The 17752-nt window shown below is 71.2% G+C and carries 19 protein-coding genes; 6 read left to right on the top strand and 13 right to left on the bottom strand.

Translation table 11 applies throughout. The features are described from left to right. Positions 1-12: 12 nt before the first annotated feature. Complete coding sequence (locus tag ACIRB4_RS03840) at positions 13-546, top strand: alkyl hydroperoxide reductase (RefSeq protein ID WP_356885578.1); 534 nt, start codon at positions 13-15, stop codon at positions 544-546. A gap of 81 nt (positions 547-627) precedes the next feature. Here ACIRB4_RS03840 and ACIRB4_RS03835 read toward each other — a convergent pair whose 3' ends face one another. From ACIRB4_RS03835 to ACIRB4_RS03815, 5 genes are all read right to left on the bottom strand, one after another. After that, a complete protein-coding gene (locus tag ACIRB4_RS03835) occupies positions 628-1326 on the bottom strand; it encodes a hypothetical protein (protein ID WP_403288232.1) in 699 nt (232 codons plus the stop codon). Then, positions 1323-2819, bottom strand: coding sequence for an AI-2E family transporter (locus ACIRB4_RS03830; protein ID WP_403288231.1), 1497 nt, complete (start codon positions 2817-2819; stop codon positions 1323-1325). The genes ACIRB4_RS03835 and ACIRB4_RS03830 overlap by 4 nt, the downstream gene beginning before the upstream one ends. A 118-nt stretch (positions 2820-2937) precedes the next feature. Beyond that, on the bottom strand, positions 2938-3627 hold the full coding sequence (locus tag ACIRB4_RS03825; RefSeq protein WP_403288230.1) for a transglycosylase SLT domain-containing protein: 690 nt from the start codon (positions 3625-3627) through the stop codon (positions 2938-2940). A 376-nt stretch (positions 3628-4003) separates the two neighbouring features. Further along, a complete protein-coding gene (locus tag ACIRB4_RS03820) occupies positions 4004-5326 on the bottom strand; it encodes a PhoH family protein (RefSeq protein WP_403288229.1) in 1323 nt (440 codons plus the stop codon). Positions 5327-5665: 339 nt separating this feature from the next. Beyond that, the gene (locus ACIRB4_RS03815; protein WP_403288227.1) at positions 5666-6427 is read right to left on the bottom strand and encodes an isoprenyl transferase; all 762 of its coding nucleotides are present in this window, start codon (positions 6425-6427) and stop codon (positions 5666-5668) included. 63 nt (positions 6428-6490) lie between these two features. Between ACIRB4_RS03815 and mgrA the strand changes: the two genes are divergently transcribed. Then, complete coding sequence (mgrA, locus tag ACIRB4_RS03810; RefSeq protein WP_403288226.1) at positions 6491-7576, top strand: L-glyceraldehyde 3-phosphate reductase; 1086 nt, start codon at positions 6491-6493, stop codon at positions 7574-7576. Between the two features lie 350 nt (positions 7577-7926). On the opposite strand, the gene ACIRB4_RS03805 is transcribed toward mgrA, so the two are convergent. Further along, positions 7927-8280 carry a winged helix-turn-helix transcriptional regulator gene (locus ACIRB4_RS03805; protein WP_403288669.1) on the bottom strand — a complete coding sequence of 118 codons (354 nt, stop codon included), beginning with the start codon at positions 8278-8280 and terminating at the stop codon, positions 7927-7929. A gap of 78 nt (positions 8281-8358) precedes the next feature. On the opposite strand from ACIRB4_RS03805, the gene ACIRB4_RS03800 reads away from it, so the two are divergent. Next, complete coding sequence (locus ACIRB4_RS03800; RefSeq protein ID WP_403288224.1) at positions 8359-9510, top strand: winged helix DNA-binding domain-containing protein; 1152 nt, start codon at positions 8359-8361, stop codon at positions 9508-9510. Between the two features lie 72 nt (positions 9511-9582). On the opposite strand, the gene ACIRB4_RS03795 is transcribed toward ACIRB4_RS03800, so the two are convergent. Further along, positions 9583-11085: a DUF2079 domain-containing protein gene (locus tag ACIRB4_RS03795; RefSeq protein ID WP_403288223.1), complete on the bottom strand. Its 1503-nt coding sequence runs from the start codon at positions 11083-11085 to the stop codon at positions 9583-9585. A 25-nt stretch (positions 11086-11110) separates the two neighbouring features. Next, complete coding sequence (locus tag ACIRB4_RS03790; protein WP_403288222.1) at positions 11111-11974, bottom strand: prepilin peptidase; 864 nt, start codon at positions 11972-11974, stop codon at positions 11111-11113. 70 nt (positions 11975-12044) lie between these two features. Between ACIRB4_RS03790 and ACIRB4_RS03785 the strand changes: the two genes are divergently transcribed. After that, positions 12045-12404: a DUF192 domain-containing protein gene (locus ACIRB4_RS03785; protein ID WP_403288221.1), complete on the top strand. Its 360-nt coding sequence runs from the start codon at positions 12045-12047 to the stop codon at positions 12402-12404. Here the strand turns inward: ACIRB4_RS03785 and ACIRB4_RS03780 are convergent. After that, positions 12376-13500 (bottom strand): hypothetical protein, encoded by a 1125-nt coding sequence (locus ACIRB4_RS03780; RefSeq protein ID WP_403288220.1) that lies wholly within the window; start codon positions 13498-13500, stop codon positions 12376-12378. The genes ACIRB4_RS03785 and ACIRB4_RS03780 overlap by 29 nt on opposite strands. Positions 13501-13785: 285 nt before the next feature. Here ACIRB4_RS03780 and ACIRB4_RS03775 point away from each other — a divergent pair, with 285 nt between their 5' ends. Beyond that, a complete protein-coding gene (locus ACIRB4_RS03775) occupies positions 13786-14238 on the top strand; it encodes a hypothetical protein (RefSeq protein ID WP_403288219.1) in 453 nt (150 codons plus the stop codon). Then, positions 14231-15511, top strand: coding sequence for a low temperature requirement protein A (locus tag ACIRB4_RS03770; RefSeq protein ID WP_403288218.1), 1281 nt, complete (start codon positions 14231-14233; stop codon positions 15509-15511). The genes ACIRB4_RS03775 and ACIRB4_RS03770 overlap by 8 nt, the downstream gene beginning before the upstream one ends. 63 nt (positions 15512-15574) lie before the next feature. Here ACIRB4_RS03770 and ACIRB4_RS03765 read toward each other — a convergent pair whose 3' ends face one another. The 4 genes from ACIRB4_RS03765 to ACIRB4_RS03750 are packed head-to-tail and all read right to left on the bottom strand — an operon-like array spanning position 15575 to position 17668. Further along, positions 15575-16183 (bottom strand): OmpA family protein, encoded by a 609-nt coding sequence (locus tag ACIRB4_RS03765; RefSeq protein WP_403288217.1) that lies wholly within the window; start codon positions 16181-16183, stop codon positions 15575-15577. Positions 16184-16196: 13 nt separating this feature from the next. After that, positions 16197-16778, bottom strand: coding sequence for a hypothetical protein (locus ACIRB4_RS03760; RefSeq protein ID WP_403288216.1), 582 nt, complete (start codon positions 16776-16778; stop codon positions 16197-16199). A gap of 21 nt (positions 16779-16799) precedes the next feature. Further along, on the bottom strand, positions 16800-17444 hold the full coding sequence (locus ACIRB4_RS03755) for a pilus assembly protein TadG-related protein (protein WP_403288215.1): 645 nt from the start codon (positions 17442-17444) through the stop codon (positions 16800-16802). After that, positions 17441-17668, bottom strand: coding sequence for a Flp family type IVb pilin (locus tag ACIRB4_RS03750; RefSeq protein WP_403288214.1), 228 nt, complete (start codon positions 17666-17668; stop codon positions 17441-17443). The genes ACIRB4_RS03755 and ACIRB4_RS03750 overlap by 4 nt, the downstream gene beginning before the upstream one ends. Between the last annotated feature and the right edge of the window lie 84 nt (positions 17669-17752).

The following is a 17752-nucleotide window of genomic DNA, read 5'->3' as shown; positions in this document are numbered from 1 at the left end:
GGGTGAACTGAGATGGCTCTCGACGAACTCAAGTCCGCCATACCGGACTTCGCCAAGGACCTGAAGCTGAACCTCGGTTCGGTGATCGGCAACAGCGAGCTGCCGCAGCAGCAGCTCTGGGGCACCGTCCTGGCCTGCGCGATCGCCTCGCGCTCGCCGAAGGTCCTCAAGGAGCTGGAGCCGGAGGCCAAGGCCAACCTGAAGCCCGAGGCGTACCAGGCCGCCAAGTCCGCCGCCGCGATCATGGCGATGAACAACGTCTTCTACCGGACCCGGCACCTGCTGTCGGACCCCGAGTACGGGACGCTGCGCGCCGGTCTGCGGATGAACGTCATCGGCAACCCGGGCGTCGAGAAGGTCGACTTCGAGCTGTGGTCGCTGGCCGTCTCGGCGATCAACGGCTGCGGTCAGTGCCTGGACTCGCACGAGCAGGTGCTCCGCAAGGCCGGTGTCGACCGCGAGACGATCCAGGAGGCGGTCAAGATCGCCTCGGTGATCCAGGCGGTCGGCGTGACGCTGGACGCGGAAGCGGTGCTGGCCGAGTAGGGCCGCCGCGACGCGAGGAAGGGCCCCGGGGTCGTCACCCCGGGGCCCTTCGTCATGCCGTGAGCCGTCACGCCTTGAGCGTCATGCTTTGAGCGCGGCCATCAGCGCCTTCATGTCCTGGATCAGCACGGCCTCGATGCCCGACAGATCGGTCTTCCGCTCGGCCGGGACCGCCTGGTTCGTGTCCACGTCCCAGTCCATTTCCGGTGTGAGCCAGATGTCCAGCTGGGCCTGGCCGTCCAGCACGCTGATCCAGGCACCGGAGTCGTCCTTGTCGCGGTGGACGTACGCCCGCTCCCCGAGCCCCTCGACCGGCTCGGTGTCCGCCATCATCTCGCCGAGCCTCGGCTCGAACTCCGGCCCGGGATCGGTCACCTTGTGCAGGTCGTAGCCGACTTCGGCGGTGAAGCCGGTTTCATCGGAGCCCAGCACGACCGTGCAGCGCGCTCTGTCCAGCGCCGGGTGCGTCCGGGTCGGCGTCGGCACGTCGGTGTCCGGCGTCTTCTTCCCCAGCTCCACCTGGAGCGCCTTCAGCTCGGCCTTGTCGCAGAGGTTCTCGACCGTGCGGTATCCGCCCAGGTCGGGGCCGCCGTCCTGGGGCCTCTCGTACGCGAGGAGTCCCCCGGCCCACACCGCCGACGCCACCACCGCGCCGCCCAGCGCCCACAGCCAGGGCGGCCGCGGACGGGACGGGCGGGGCGGCTCGGGCGCCGGTTCGATACGAGGGGACTCGGCGGCCGGGAAGGCCGTACCGCCCACGAGTTCGGGTTCGGTGATCACGCGTCGTCGTTCCTGTCCGTCGATCCCGGCGCCGGGGTCGGTGCCACCGCGTGGGCCGTCGCGCCGCGCGGTTCCGGGGTGCTGAGCAGGGCCCGTTCGGTGCTGTACGCGCGGAGGTAGCCGACCGCCGTGTTGGTGACCGCGACCAGCGGCACCGCCACCACCGCGCCGCCGATGCCCGCCGTCAGACCGCCGGCCGCCACCGCGAGGACGACCGCCAGCGGATGGACCCGCACGGCCCGGCCCAGGATGAAGGGCTGGAGCACATGGCCTTCGATCTGCTGCACGGCCAGGACCACGACGAGCACCATCAGGGCCGTGAACACCCCGTTGGTGACCAGGGCGACCACGACCGCGAGGGCGCCGGAGATGACCGCGCCGACCAGCGGGATGAAGGCGAAGAGGAAGATGAAGACGGCGAGCGGCACGGCCATCGGGACGTCGAGGAAGTAGAGACCGAGGCCGATGAAGACGGCGTCGATGAGGGCGACGAGGACCGTTCCGCGTACATAGGCGGTCAGCGTCCGCCAGGCGCGCGGCCCCGCGCCCGCGACACCGGGCCGTGCCTGGGCGGGCACCAGCTTCAGCGTCCAGTTCCATACCTTCTTGCCGTCGTAGAGCAGGAAGAGCGTCGAGAACATCGCGAGCAGTATGCCGGCCATCGCCTCGACGACCACCGTCACGCCCTGGAGTCCGGCGGAGGTGATCTGCTCGGTGTTGGCGCCGATGGTGTCGCTGAGGTTCTGCGCGATGTCGTTGATCTGCGACTCGGTCACGTGGAACGGGGAGTCGAGCAGCCAGCGCTTGAGCTCCTCGATGCCGTCCCTGACCCGGTCGGACAGGTTGTCGAGGTTGTCCATGACCTGCCAGACCACGAACCAGCCCACCAGGCCCATCACCACGAAGCCGGAGACGGCGGTGACGGCGGTGGCGACCCCGCGGGGAAGCCCCATCCTGCGCAGCCGGGCCACGGTGGGCTGGAGGAGCGCGGTGATGAGGAGCGCGGCGACGAAGGCGAGCACGACCAGCTGGACGGAGCTGATCACCTTCATGAGCACCCAGAGCGTGCCGGCGAGGACGAGCAGCCGCCAGCCGGCCTCGGCCGCGACGCGCATGCCCCACGGGATGGCGTCGACGGGGTCGGGCCGGGCGGCGACGGCGGGCGCGTAGGCGGGGGGCGCGGGTACGGACGCGGTGGGGGCGACGGGCGCGCGCCGCCCCGGCCACCGGCCGGACCCGGCCCCGGCCCCGGCCTTGGCCGTGCCGCCTTCGGTGCCCTGACCGTCGCCCGCGTCGGCGCCCGGCCGGTCGGACGGACCGCCCGTGCCCGGTCCTGGCTCGTCCGACGGGTCGTAGGGGCGGTCGCCGATGTCGTCGTAGGGCGGGCCGAGTTCCTCGTCCGCCTCCGCGCGGGCGCGGCGCTCGTCCAGGCGCTCGCTCATCCGGGCCAGGCGGTCGCCCAGCCGGCTCAGCCATCCAGGCAGTTTCGACATGCTCTTCCTTCTTCCCCCGCTCACTCCCCCCAAAGGAGCCGACCGGGTCCCGAACCTACACGCACGGAGCCCCTCACCGTAGGACGGTGAGGGGCTCCGAGAGGTTGAGCTCGCCGGACTAGTACCAGCGGTTGGCCTGCCAGAACGACCACGCGCCGCAGGGGCTGTCGTAGCGGTTGTTCATGTAGTTCAGGCCCCACTTGATCTGGGTGGCGGGGTTGGTCTGCCAGTCGGCGCCGGCCGACGACATCTTCGAACCCGGGAGGGCCTGGACGAGACCGTACGCGCCCGAGGAGGGGTTGGTCGCGCGGTAGTTCCAGCCGGACTCGTGGTCCACGATGTTGCTGAAGCACTGGAACTGCGAGGCCGGGATCATCTGACGGGCGATCGCCTTGACCTCCGCGATCGAGTAGGAGCCCTGGGCCGAGAAGCTCGACGCGTCGCGCACCGCGGAGCGGTTGGCGCGCTCCTCGGCTTCCTTGCGCTCGCGCTCCGCCTTGTCGGCGGCCTTCTTCTTGGCCTCGGCGTCCTGGGCGGCCTGGAGACGGGCCGCCTCCTCCGCGGACTTCTTCGCGGCCGAGTCGGCCGCGGCGGCCTGGGCGTCGGCCTGGGCCGAGAGCGAGGAGACCTGTACCTGGGCCTGCTCGCCCATGGGGATGTCCGCGAGCAGCGTGGTGTCGGCGGCGGTCGCCTCGAAGTTGTCGTCCGCGGGCTGGGTGCCGCCCGAAGCGACGCCGACGACGGCGCCGACAGTGGTGACCGCAGTGGCCGAAGCCACCGCGAATCCCCGGACCGAGATCCGGCTCACACGGTTTCCTTCCAGCATCGCCCACGCAGGTGACCAAATGGGCGAAATCGTGCCCCTGGCGCTGGTCTTCGACGAGATGGGTCACAGAAGACACGGGCCCGTGGTGCTGTGGGCGGCATACGGCGAACGGTTGTTGAGTTGTGTGGTGCCGCACCCCTGAAGGTGCACGTGTGCCGTATGCGGGGCCTGACGGAAGCAAGACTCTGCCGGACGGCGACGCCGCAAGGCAATTCTGAGTTGCGTGTGAAAGCTCACACCCCGTCCTGCGCAGCGGTTTTGGTCGATACGGAGGACAGCGCGGCGCCGCCCGGCTAAGCTCCTGCGCTTTGCCGGGCGGCGCCAACTGCCGTACGTGTACGGGACCGCGTCAAGCGGGTCAGATGTGAACGTCCTCCAGCATTTCGGTCACGAGCGCGGCGATCTGCGAGCGCTCGGAGCGGGTGAGCGTGACGTGCGCGAAGAGCGGATGCCCCTTCAGCTTCTCGACGACGGCGACCACGCCGTCGTACCGGCCGACCCTGAGGTTGTCGCGCTGGGCGACGTCATGGGTCAGCACCACACGGGAGTTCGCCCCGATCCGGGACAGAACGGTCAGGAGGACGTTCCGCTCCAGGGACTGGGCCTCGTCGACGATCACGAAGGCGTCGTGCAGGGAGCGGCCCCGGATGTGCGTCAGCGGCAGGACCTCCAGCATGCCGCGGCCGAGCACCTCCTCGATGACCTCCCGGCCCGCCACGGCGGAGAGCGTGTCGAAGACCGCCTGGGCCCAGGGGCTCATCTTCTCGGACTCGCTGCCCGGCAGATAGCCGAGCTCCTGGCCGCCGACGGCGTACAGCGGACGGAACACCATCACCTTCTGGTGCTGCCGGCGCTCCAGGACCGCCTCCAGGCCGGCGCAGAGCGCCAGCGCGGACTTGCCGGTGCCGGCCCGGCCGCCCATGGAGATGATGCCGACGTCGGGGTCGAGGAGCAGATCGAGCGCGATCCGCTGCTCGGCGCTGCGGCCGCGGATGCCGAAGACCTCCCGGTCCCCGCGCACCAGGCGGATGTTGCCCTCCGCCGTGATCCGGCCGAGCGCCTTGCCCCGCTCGGACTGCAGCACCAGGCCCGTGTGGACCGGAAGCTCGGCGGCCTCCGGGACGTACAGGGTCTCCTGGTCGTAGAGGATGTCCACCTGGTCGGCGCCGAGCGCGATCTCGGACATTCCGGTCCAGCCGGAGTCCGTGATGGCGAGCTCGGCGCGGTACTCCTCCGCGAGGAGACCGACCGAGGACGCCTTGATGCGCAGCGGCAGGTCCTTGGAGACGACCGTGACGTCGTACCCCTCGGCCTGGAGGTTGCGCGCGACCGCGAGGATCCGTGAGTCGTTGTCCCCCAACCGGTAGCCGGCCGGAAGCACGCCGGGGTCGGAATGGTTGAGTTCGACCCGCAGCGTGCCGCCCAGGTCCCCGATCGGGAGCGGGGCGTCGAGGCGTCCGTACCGGACCCGGAAGTCGTCCAGGAGGCGCAGGGCCGCCCGGGCGAAGTAGCCGAGCTCGGGGTGGTGCCGCTTGGCCTCCAACTCGGTGACCACGACGATCGGGAGCACGACCTCGTGCTCGTCGAAGCGGGACACTGCGTTGGGGTCGGCCAGCAGGACGCTGGTGTCGAGTACGTAGGTGCGCCTGTCGGACAAGCGGCGCTTAGTGCTGGTCACCACGGAAGGACAGACCCCCTCTGAAGACCCCTGCGAGGGCGGGGTGCGACGGAATCGGTGTCGCTGCGGGATGGGACCGGGCTCTGGCCACGAAAGGCGGGCCGAGCACCGGCCCTCCGCTTCGTCCGTGCATGTCCTGCACGGTCGTCCTGGTGCAACGGGCCTCCCGGGTGGCGGTCTCCGTGCCGCTCACTCTGGAAGGGATATGCCCTGCGAGAGGCGCCGCCATGCCATGGCATATGACGACGTGTTCATGAACGCTGGGTGACCCGCGCTCCGGCGCGCCCGAGCGCGGGTGCGGCGCGGGTGCGGCGCGGGTGCGGCGCGGGTGAGGCGCGGGTGTCAGGTGCCGTAGCGGCGGTGGCGGGCCGCGTAGTCGCGCAGCGCGCGCAGGAAGTCGACCTTGCGGAAGGCGGGCCAGTGGACTTCACAGAAGTAGTACTCGGAATGGGCGCTCTGCCACAGCATGAAACCGGACAGGCGCTGCTCGCCGCTGGTACGGATGACCAGGTCGGGGTCGGGCTGTCCGCGCGTGTAGAGGTGCTCGGAGATGTGTTCGACGTCGACGATCTCGGCGAGCTCCTCGAAGCTCGTCCCCTTCTCCGCGTGTTCCAGGAGCAGCGAGCGGACCGCGTCCGCGATCTCCTGGCGACCGCCGTAGCCCACGGCCACGTTCACGAGTATCCCCGTGTTGTCGTGGGTGGTCTGCTCGGCTTCCTTCAGTACGGACTGGGTGCGGGCGGGCAGCAGGTCCAGCGTGCCCACGTGGTGGACGCGCCAGCGGCCGTCGGCGGCGAGGGCGCGCACCGCGTTCTCGATGATGCCGAGCAGCGGCACGAGCTGCTCCTCGGGCCGGTTCAGGTTGTCCGTGGAGAGCATCCAGAGCGTGACGACCTCGACGTCGGTCTCGGCGCACCAGCCGAGCAGCTCCTGGATCTTGTCCGCACCGGCCTTGTGGCCCTGCTCGGGAGTCCCGCCGGACGCCTTGGCCCAGCGCCGGTTGCCGTCGAGGATGACACCGATGTGCTTCGGCACCTGGGCGTGGTCGAGGCGGCCTTCCACCCGGCGTGCGTAGAGCCCGTACACCAGGTCGCGCAGGTTCACTGTTCTTAACCCCTCCATGCCGCGGCGGTTCCCCGAAGCCGCCACATTACTGCGCACGGGTCAATGGCTCCCAGCCCGGGACTGTCACAAGACCGTGATAAGCAGAGATACGTGACTGATTCTCCCCTGTACCGCGCCTCAGCGGACCGTTACGACCACATGGAGTACCGCCGCACCGGGCGCAGCGGGCTCCGGCTTCCCGCCATCTCGCTGGGCCTCTGGCACAACTTCGGCGACGACCGGACGCTCGGCTCGCAGCGGGCGATCCTGCGCCGCGCCTTCGACCTGGGCGTGACCCATTTCGACCTGGCGAACAACTACGGGCCGCCGCCCGGCTCCGCCGAGCTGAACTTCGGCAAGATCTTCGCCCAGGACTTCGCGCCCTACCGGGACGAGCTGATCGTCTCGACGAAGGCCGGCTATCTGATGCACCCGGGGCCGTACGGCGAGTGGGGCTCCCGCAAGTATCTGATGTCGTCGCTGGACGCCTCGCTGAAGCGGATGGGCCTCGACTACGTCGACATCTTCTACTCCCACCGCTTCGATCCGCACACCCCGCTGGAGGAGACGATGGGGGCCCTGGCCTCCGCCGTCCAGCAGGGCAAGGCGCTGTACGTCGGCGTCTCCTCGTACACCAGCGAGCAGACCGCCGAGGCCGCCGGGATCCTCAAGGAGATGGGCGTCCCCGCCCTCATCCACCAGCCGTCGTACTCCATGATCAACCGCTGGACGGAGGAGGACGGCCTGCTCGACACGCTGGAGGCGGCCGGCATGGGCTGCATCTCCTTCGTGCCGCTCGCCCAGGGGCTGCTCACCAACAAGTATCTGACGGGCGTCCCGGAGGGTTCGCGGGCCACGCAGGGCAAGTCCCTCGACCCGAACCTGCTCTCCGACGAGGTGCTGCGGCGGCTGCGCGGGCTGGCGGAGATCGCCGAGCGCCGGGGCCAGTCCCTGGCGCAGCTGGCGCTGTCGTGGGTGCTGCGCGACGAGCGGATGACCTCCGCGCTGATCGGCGCTTCCAGCGTCGGGCAGCTGGAGGAGAACGTGGCCGCTCTGTCCGGTCCGCCGCTGACGGAGGAGGAGCTGAAGGAGATCGACTCGTTCGCGGTGGACACCGAGGGCACGAACATCTGGGCCGGGCGGGGCTGAGGCCGAAGCCCGGGCGCGGGACCGGGGGAGGAACTGAGACCGGCCGGGGAAGAAAAAACGGGCCGGTCCGTGGGGGGGATACGGACCGGCCCGAGGGGGGGTTTCCACCATAACCCTTCGTAAGTCGTGGTGTGTGCCACCCGGCGCCGACGGATGGCCGGTGAGTCGCACCAGCCCAGTCGCGGCACGGGTCGTGCGGGGCGGTGGCGGGTTTACGCCCGGGCGTGGCGGCGGTTTCCGTACTCCCAAGGGGGACCCCCGGGGGCGGGAGCCCGGTTGACGCGCGGGGCCGGGGGCCGGACGGAAAGCGCGGGGCCGGGGGCCGGACGGAAAGCGCGGGGGCTCGGTGGTCAGGCGGCCTGTTCCGCCTTGCGGGCGAGGATCTCCGCCATGAAGCGGTCGCCCCACTCCCCCAGCGGCATGAGCGCCGTGTTGAGCGCCTCGCCCAGCTCCGTCAGGGAGTACTCCACCCGGGGCGGGACCTCCCGGTAGACCTCGCGGTGGACGATGCCGTCCACCTCCAGCTCGCGCAGTTGCTGGATCAGCATCTTCTCGCTGACGCCGGACACCTGCCGCCTGAGCTCCCCGAAGCGGCAGGTGCCGTGCGCGTGCAGCGCCCACAGGATCAGCGGCTTCCACTTGCCGCCGACGACATCGACGGCCGCGTCGAGTCCGCAGTCGTATCCCGTCTTGCCCTTGGCCATCGCCAACTCCTCGAATCGTCCCGACTGTTCGGTCAAGGCGGACAGCTTCTGACCTATTCCGCGCCTACGGTCGGAGGCATGACCACCACCCCACCACACGTCAGCTGGGCCGAGGCGGATGCCCGGAGGATCCACCGTCAGTTTCTGGACGAGCCGGCCGACGCCCCGCCGGCGGCGGTGACGGCCGCGATGCTCGGCGCGCACGCCCAGGTCCTGTCGGCGGCCGAGCTGTCCGTGGCCCTGCGCACGACCGGGGCGACCCGGGCCGACGTACGGGCCGCGCTGTGGCAGGACCGCTCGCTCATCAAGACGTACGGCCCGCGCGGCACCGTGCATCTGCTGCCCGCCGCCGATCTGCCGCTGTGGACGGGGGCGCTCTCCGAGATCCCGTCGGGGCCGAACCAGATGCCGCCGGACGTACGGATGACGGCCGCGCAGACGGACGAGGTCGTGGCGGCGATCGGGGACGCGCTCGCGGGCGCGGAGCTGACCGTGGACGAACTGACGGACGCGATCGTGGCGCGAACCGGCCCCTGGGCGGGCGAGCGGGTGATGGACGCCTTCCAGGACAAGTGGCCGCGCTGGCGGCAGATGACCCACACGGCGGCGCACCGCGGGGTCCTGTGCTTCGGGCCGAACCGCGGCCGGAAGATCACCTACACCAGCCCGGGCGTGCGGCCCGCGGAGGGGACGGAGGCGCTCGGCGCCCTCGTCGAGCGCTACCTGTACGCGTACGGCCCGGCGACCCCGCGGCACTTCGCGAAGTGGCTGGCCGCTCCGGCCGGGTGGGCGGGCACGCTGTTCGCCGCGCTGGCCGGGGACGGGCGGATCGAGGAGGTCTCCTTCGAGGACGCGGCGGCCTGGGTCGTCGCCGGGGACAACGACTTCCCGGCGGAACCGGCGCGGGGCGTGCGGCTGCTGCCGTACTTCGACGCCTTCACCATCGCCTCGCAGCCGCGCGAACGGCTCTTCCCGGGAGCCGCGTACGAACGGGCGCTCGCGCGCGGGCAGGCCGGCAACTTCCCGGTGCTGCTCGTCGACGGGACGGTGGCCGGCGTATGGCACCAACGGCGCTCGGGCAAGCGGATCGCGGTCACGGTCGAACCGCTGCGGCCACTGGACGCGGCACGTACGCGGGAGCTGGAGTCGCAGGCCGAGCGGGTGGCCGCGGTGCTTGAGGGGACGGCGGAGCTGACGGTGGGGACGGTGACGGTGGGCCCGCACGCCTGAGCGGTCAGGGTGGGGGCGGGGTCCGCTCCGGTGGCGTCTGAGCGTGGAGGGCGCAGTCCGCTCCGGCGGCCCTCAGCGGGCGGTGCGGCGCAGGAGGGTCAGGCCGTCGCGCGCGGCCACGAGCTCGTAGCCGTGCTCCTCTCGCGCCGCGGCCAGCTCCGCCAGCTGCTGTTCGATCGGGTAGGGCCAGTGGCCGGTCTTGTACGGCCACGCCTCCGGTGCCCGGGCGTCGTGGAGGATCCACTCGGCCGTCGGGGCCGGGAGGTGCTTCCGGTCGTACCGGTAGAGCTTGCTGTCCACCGGGAACGTCGGGAAGACGACGACGGTGCAGCGCGAGGTGAGCTGCGGGACCAGGCGGTTGGACGCGGCGACGGTCGCGCCGTCCGGGATCCTCGCGAGCAGCGTGCGCGCCGCCTCGATGTGGGGGGTGGTGCGCCAGGTGGCCCGCTGGGCGAGCTGGGCCAGCGGGAAGGACGGGATCATCACCGCCGTCACCGCGAGCACCGTGGCCAGCGAGGCGCGGATGTGGCGGGCGGCGAGCGGATGGTCTGCACGGCGCCAGACGGTGAGGGCGTCGATCAGTCCTGCGAGGACGACCGGCATGAGGACCGCGCTGTAGTGGAAGGCCGTGCCCCAGTGGAAGCCGTTCTCGGAGAGCATCCGCCAGGCGAGGGTCGGTACGGCGATCAGCGAGAGCGGGGAGCGGAGCGCGAGGAGCGCGGACGGGGCGAAGACCAGGACGAGGGTCATCGCCTTGATGTCGGGGCGCAGGGCGTCGAGCGGCGCGTGGGCGAGGGTGGAGAGCAGGGAGCCGTAGCCGTCGGAGAGGTTCCCGCCGTGGGCGTAGCCCCCTCCGGGGTTGAACGCGGGCAGCAGGAGTGCGATCTCGACGAGGGAGCCGAGGAGACCGGCCACGGCGGTGGCGACGCCGAGCCGGCGCGGGCCTTTGATCGCGATGTACACGCCGATGGCCGCGAAGGTGAGGCCCAGGTCCTCCTTGACGAGCAGCAGGGGCGCGGCCCAGGCGACGGCCGGGCCCCAGCGCCGCCGTCCGAGCGCTTCGAGGCTGAACGCGAGGAGCGGTACGGCGAGGGCCACCTCGTGGAAGTCGAAGGCGGCGGCTGAGGCGATCCCCCAGCTCAGGCCGTACCCGGCGGCGACGACATGGGCGGCCCGGCGGCCGAGCGCGCGGCCCGCCCAGCGGGCGAGGGGGACGACGGCGAGGGCGAGAAGTGCGGCCTGGGCGACCAGCAGGCAGAGGGGTGAGGGCCAGAGGCGGTAGAGGGGCGCGAGGACGGCGAGGAGCGGATGGAAGTGGTCGCCGAGGAGGTTGAAGCCCTCGCCGCGCAACGGGACGACGGGCGCGCGCAGTTCGGCGTAGGCGCGGACGGCCTGCTCGAAGATGCCGAGGTCGTAGCCGGTGGTACGCAGGAGGAGGTGGCGGCGGACGGCGACGGTCGCGTAGAGGACGCACAGACCGGCGGCCCAGGCCCAGGGCAGGAGGGCGGACGCTCCCCGGGGCTGCCGGAGGACCGCGGGAACCACCTGAACCGTTCTGTCAGCAATTGTCCGCATACGGCAGGATGCTAGGTCGCGAACCTCAGGGGGTGGCGGAGAGCGCGCCGAGGAGGACGCCGAGCAGGGCGCCGCCGAGCATGAAGGGGCCGAACGGTATCGCCGCCTTGCGGCCGCCGCGCCGGGCGAGGACCAGGCCGAGCCCGTACAGCGAGCCGAGGAGGAAGCCCGCGAAGGCCCCGGCGAAGAGGATGCCCCAGCCGTACCAGCCCAGGGCGGCGCCGAGGGAGAGCGCGAGTTTGACGTCGCCGAAGCCCATGCCGGCGGGGTTGATCAGGAACAGCACCAGATAGGCGCCGCCCAGCGCGAGCGCGCCGAGGAGGGCGTGGCTCCAGGAGCCGGCGTCGTACGGGAGGAGCGCGGCGGCGCCGAGGAGCGACGGGGTGGCAGCGGCGAGCGGGAGGGTGAGCCCGTCGGGCAATCGGTGCACACAAACGTCGACGCTCGCCAGGAGCACCCCGAAGGGCGCGTACAGCAGCCAGACGACCAGCTCGGGGCGGGGCCCGGTGGCGGCGGCGAGGAGGGCGCAGACGAGGGCGGTGAGGAGGGCGGGGGTGAAGGGAAGGGAGCCCGGGGCGGTTTCGGGCTCCGACTGCGGTTGGGGCTGGGGCTGGGGCTCCGACTGCGGTTGGGGCTGGGGCTGGGGCTCCGGCTGGGGCGCGGTTGCGGGGGGCGCGGCCCCGATCCGGATCCGGGCGCGGGGGCCGCACATACGGCAGGGCGGGGCGCCGAGCCAGCCGCCCGCCGGGCCGGTGAGGGCGTGGCCCGCCGGGCAGCGGTCGCGCCAGGGCTCCCCGGGCTCGACCGACAACCGGTAGGCCGCGCGCGGCACGAGCAGGCCGGCGGCGGCGCCCCACAGGGCGGCGACGGCGATCAGCGTGGGGGACACGGCCCGACCCTAGGCCCGGCGTACCGCTACCGTCTCCCCTTACGGGGAGTTGGCCGGGGGGAGTTGGCTCATGCGGAGTTGGCGCGACGGTACGGGGACGCTGGCCGTGCCGGACGGGACGGTGCCGCTGGAGATCGCGGCCTCCCACCGGGCACGGCGTAGAGGGCTCCTCCGCCGGGACGGCATCGCGGGAGCGCTCCTCATCACCCCGACCAACAGCGTGCACACCTTCGGCATGCGGTTCACCATCGACGTGGCCTATCTGGACCGTTCGTTCCGCGTGATCGATGTGGTGACGATGAAGCCGGGCCGGCTCGGCATGGTGCGGCCGCGGGGCCGGCATGTGCTGGAGGCGGAGGGCGGTGCGATGGCGGCCTGGGGCCTGCGGCGGGGCGTACGGGTCACGGCGGTCCCGAACCCAGAAGCGTGAAGGCGCCGTAGACGGCGGAGGCGAGCGCGAGACCGGCCAGGACGAGGACCCGGGTGCGCACCCGGAGCCGTACCAGCGCCACCGCGGCCGGAAGGAGCAGCCCGAACGCCGGCATCATCAGGCGCGGCCGGGAGCCGAAGTACGCGGCGCCGATGAGGGAGACCACGACGACGCCGATCGTGTACACGAGCAGGGGCAGGGGCTGCCTCTGCCGTACGCACAGGACCACGAGCCAGGCGAGCAGGCCGAGGGCCGCGCACAGGCCGAGGGCGGCCAGGGGCGGCAGGCCCCGGATGAAGCGGGCGAGGGCGACCCCGCCGTCGATGGAGTTGCCCCAGGCCGCCTGGACGTCGAAGTAGGCGGTCGCGCTGCCCTCGCGCACGCCGACGTAGACGATGTACGCGAGCCAGCCCAGCGGCGCGAGCAGCGCACCGGCCACCACGCGCGCGTGGAGCCCGCGTTCGCGGACGAGGGTGGCGAGGGCCGTGATGCCGATGGCGGCGACGAGCGCGGCCGCGGTCGGCCGGGTGAGCCCGGCCAGCGCGCACAGGGCGCCGGCCAGGAGCCAGCGCTCGCGCAGCACGGCGAGGACCGACCAGGCGGCGAGCGCGGTGAAGAGCGTCTCGGTGTAGGCCATCGACTGCACGAAGGCGGTCGGGTACACGCCCCACAGGACGGCGAGGGTGATCCCGGCGGGGCGGCCCGCGAGGTGCGCGCCGACGGCGAAGAGGCCCCATGCGGCGGCGAGCGAGGCGGTCCAGGAGACGAGTAGTCCGGCGGTGGCGGCGTCGACGGGGAGGGCGGCGGACAGGGCCCGTTCGAGGAGGGGGAAGAGGGGGAAGAAGGCGAGATCGGAGTGGACGCTGCCGTTGGGCAGGGTGACCTGGTGGCCGTAGCCGTGCTCGGCGATCCTGACGTACCAGACGGAGTCCCAGCGTCCGCTCAGCCGGTGCAGTCCGTCCTTGCCGGTGACGGCGGCGGCGATGCCGAGGACCGCGAGGCCGAGGAGGCGGGTCGCGGCGTAGCCGCCGAGCGCGGGCCAGGGGACGGCAGCGAGGGCGGGCCATCGCGGGACGGTGGGCTGAGCGGGGGACATGCGCTCGATTATGTCCGGGCCTGTCCACAGCCCCGAGGGCGGGCGACGGCTCCGAGGCGGGCGGCGGGAGCAGGTTATCCACAGGGGATGCGGACGGCCCCGCGTTGGTGGGGCATGAAGGGGGCGGGGGACGTGGAGGACTTGGTGAGGACGGCCCGGGGCGGGGTGCTCCTGACCGAGTGGGCGTATGCGGCCGACTGGCCGCGGGGGAGGTTGCGGGGCCGGCTGCGGGGTGAGGGATGGCAGCGGATCTGCCGGGGGGCGTGGGCCGTTCCGGGAAAGGAGGTGGACTGGAGGGTCCGGGCGAGGGTGGTGCAGCTGCGACGGCCGGAGTGGGTGTGCAGCCACAGGACGGCGGCGGCGCTGCACCGCGTCGAGGTCCTGAACGGCGGCCTACTGAACAGCGGTGGCGCGGAAGGGGAGGAGGTGCCGGTTCTGGAGTTCACCATGCTGAGGCGGGGAGGCCGCGGGGTCTCCTTCGGGGCCGGTCTGCGCGTCCACACGACGGTGCTCCTCACCGAACGGGACGTGTCCGTACGGGCGGGGCTGCGGGTGACCGACCGCTTCAACGCCCTCGCGGAATGCCCGTCGGTACGCCGGATCCTGCGCCTCACGGCCACGGAGGTCTTCCACCACCCGGACCGCGTGATCGCCAGAATCCGGGCGGTATTGGCGACGCAGCCGTGGCGCGCGAGCACCCTGAGCGGCGGCGTTGGAAATGATGGTGCGCATGAATGATCCCCAGCACCCCAGCGACACCGGCGCGCGTGCCCTGTCGCGACGGCTTGTTCCGATGACGGGCCGTGACCCGGAAGAGCAGGGCCGGGTCTCCTCACCACTGGAGCTGCTGTTCGACCTGACCTTCGTGGTCGCGGTCGGCACGGCGGCGTTCCAGTTCGCCGAGATGGTCGCCGAAGGGCATGCCGGGGAGGCGGTCGTCGCCTTCGTACTGGCGATGTTCGCGATCAGCGTCGCCTGGATCAACTTCAGCTGGTTCGCCTCCGCCTTCGCCACCGACGACTGGCTCTACCGCGCCTTGACGATGGTGCAGATGATCGGCGTCGTCGTCTTCTCGCTCGGCCTGCCCGCGATGTTCCACTCCGTCGAGGAGGGGGAACACCTCGAACTGCGTGCCATCGTCATCGGCTACGTCGTGATGCGGATCGCGATGGTGCTCCAGTGGTGGCGCGCCGCCCGGCAGTCCCCGTCGTTCCACGACGTCGGTATGGCCAACATCCGCTGGACGGTGATCGTCCAGGCCGGCTGGATCGTCGTGGCCTTCGTCCATATGCCGATCGCCGCCGTCTTCGTGGCGTTCGGCGTCCTGGGCGCCTTCGAACTCGTCCTGCCGGTGCTCACACAGGGCTCCGCGGGCGGCACGCCCTGGCACCCGCACCACGTCGCCGAACGGTACGGGCTCTTCGCCATCATCACGCTCGGCGAGGGCGTCGTCGGCACCGTCGCCTCCTCCGGCGACCTCCTGGGCGGCGGCGACGGCACGCACTGGACCTGGAACGCGATCGCCGTCGTCATCGCCGGCGTGGGCCTGACCTTCGGCATGTGGTGGATGTACTTCATGACGCCGTTCGGCGACATCCTGGCGCGCCGCCGCGGCCGCGGATACCTCTTCGGTTACGGCCACATTCCCCTGTTCATCGGCATCGCCGGAGCCGGCGCGGGCCTGCACGTGGCGGGCCTGTACATGGAGCACCACGCCAAGATCTCCGGCACGGCCGTCGTCCTCGCACTGGCCCTCCCGGTCGGCCTCTACCTCCTCATGGTCTATCTGCTGCACAGCCTCCTGCTGTCCGCGGCCGACCCCTTCCACCTGCTCCTGATCTCCCTCACCCTCGCCGTGCTGCTCGCCGCGGTCCTGCTGGCAGCCGCCGGCGTGGCCATCGCGGTGTGCCTGCTCGTGATCATGCTCGCGCCGTTCGTCACCGTGATCGGCTACGAGACGATCGGCCACCGTCACCAACAGGAGATGCTGAGAAGACTCGGTACGCGGTAAGCGCGGTAAGCAGGGCACTGCCTGCACCAGGCATCACGGCAGGCCCAGGCCCTCAACTCGTACTCAGTCGCCTGTCGTGCGGGGGAAGGAGATCTCCACGCGGCGGTTCTTCGTGCGGCCTTCCTCCGTGCGGTTGTCGGCGATGGGGTAGTCCTCGCTGTACCCGCGGATGTCGAACGTCTTCCCCGGGTCGAGCGTCTTGGCCAGCTCCTGCTGCACGGCGTTGGCCCGCTGCTTGGAGAGCTTGAGGCCGTGCTCGTACGTCCCGAGGTTGTCGGTGAACCCGAAGACCCGGACCTTGCTGGAGTCCTGCTGGTTGATCTCGGCGGCGATGGCGGCGATGCGCGCGGTGGCGGCGCTGCTGAGCTTGGCGCTGTCCTTGCCGAACAGCACCTCGGCCTGGAGGGCGAACGTGACGTCCACATTGGTGTCCTCCCGCCGCTGTTCACCGCCCTCCTCCTCGACGATCTGCTTGATGTCGAGCACCTTGGCGGGCGCGAGGGTGGCCCCGTCGGGAAGCATGAGCTCGGGCGAGTTCGGGTCGATCGGGGGTGGCGGGGAGGAGCTGGAGGTGGAGTTGGGCGGATCGTCGGCGAGTGCGGGGCCGGCGGTGAGCGCCGTGGCGAGGAGGGTGACGGCGGCGAGGGTGGCGAGGCGGTGGGGAGTCGTCATGGCGGCGCGCCCGTCAGGAGAGCTTGATGGTGCCGGGGCGGAAGGTGGGCAGTTGGAAGGTGACTTCGGTGGTGGCGGGGGGTGGGGCGGGGAACTGCATGAAGACCTGCGTGGACTTGCCTGGGGCAAGGCTGGACAGGCCGGAGGTGGTGAGCGGTCGGCCATCCGTGTCCCGCAGTACGTAGTACCGCTTCTTCCCGGCACCATCCACGAGGGTCGCGCCCCCCAACGAGTTGCCGTGCTTGACGATCTCGGTCTCGTCCCCCGCGAGTTGGGCCGGAATGACGCGGGGAGCGTCAGATGTGTTCGCCAGCTCCCCGCTGATGGTCAGGAAGCCTCCGGCGTCCCGCTTCGCCGACTGCACGGTGAGCTCAAGCCCCTCCTGTCCCTTGAGGACAGCCAGAACCTCGCCGGGTTCCTCGGTCTGTGCCCCCTTGTTGCCGTCGTCGGTCTTGGGAGCCGAAGAAGTCACCGATGACTTCTGTGCCTGAGGTTCGTCACCGCTGCCGCACCCGGCAGCACCGAGGACCAGGCCAGTCGCGATGACGACCGCGGCCGCCCCTCTACGGGCCTTCGTCGCGTACCGCACACTCATGAGACGGGGTTCCTTCGTTTGTCAGTCAGCCAGTCGAACGCTGAAGAGATCGGCAACGCTCGGGAGCCTCGGGTTCTTGGGATCGATGTGCCAGTCGACACCGTCACAGGAGAGGCCCAGGATCGGTGAATCGTCCGGATCCGACGGCGGCTCCGTCGGTGTCGGCTCGGGCTCGGGCTCAGGTTCGGGCGCATTGAACGTGCACCGAGGCTCGATCACTGCCGTGGCGGACGCCGTGGCGTGTTGCCGTTCCGTACCCGGAATGATCGACTCCCCCACCGTCCCGAGAGTGCGCACCGTGACGCGGAAGCCTTCTTGGGCACCGCCAAGTCGCACACACTGATCACCGAAGAGCTCAGCCTCGTTCTTCGCCGCGAACGCGCCGGCTCGTTCGCAAGCCGCATCCTCGTCGAAGCGTCCGCCTTCCACGTAGTCGAGCCACTCGGTGGGGTCCAGGATCACACCCAGCCAGCCGTCGCGAAGCTGGTCCCTCGCGTCCTGCGCGGCTGCCAACGCGGCGGCGTCGGCAGCTGTCTGCGCTCCATTACGAGTGGCGGCCGCCTGCCCGACCGCGAAGTACGCGAACGCAAGAAAGAGCAGGCCCGCCACCACCGTGATGTAGATGGGGAAAGCCTGCCCTGAGTCGTCCTCGCGACGACCAGTCACTCGCCCCCGCCGCCGCCGGTCAAGCTGGCGATCTTGGTGCTGATCGCGTTCTTGATGTCCTGGCCGATGCTCGTGCCCGAGATCGCGATCACGATGGCCACCACCACCACGATGATCCCCAGGTACTCGACCGCCGTCTGCCCCCGGTCCTTCGACGCCGTCCGCGCCCAGTTGCCGACGTAGACCCTGGTCCTGGCCACGGTCTTCAGCATGAGGTCGTTCATGGTGGTCCCCTCCGGATCCGTACGGCAGCGCGTCGGTATCGCCCCGCTCACCGTACGTGAGCGGGGTGTTCGTGCCACAGGGTC

Source organism: Streptomyces sp. NPDC093600 (assembly GCF_044764755.1).
Classification (GTDB): Bacteria; Actinomycetota; Actinomycetes; order Streptomycetales; family Streptomycetaceae; genus Streptomyces.
The sequence above is the reverse complement of the archived record's forward strand: the minus strand, read 5'-3'. Positions and strand labels throughout refer to the sequence as shown.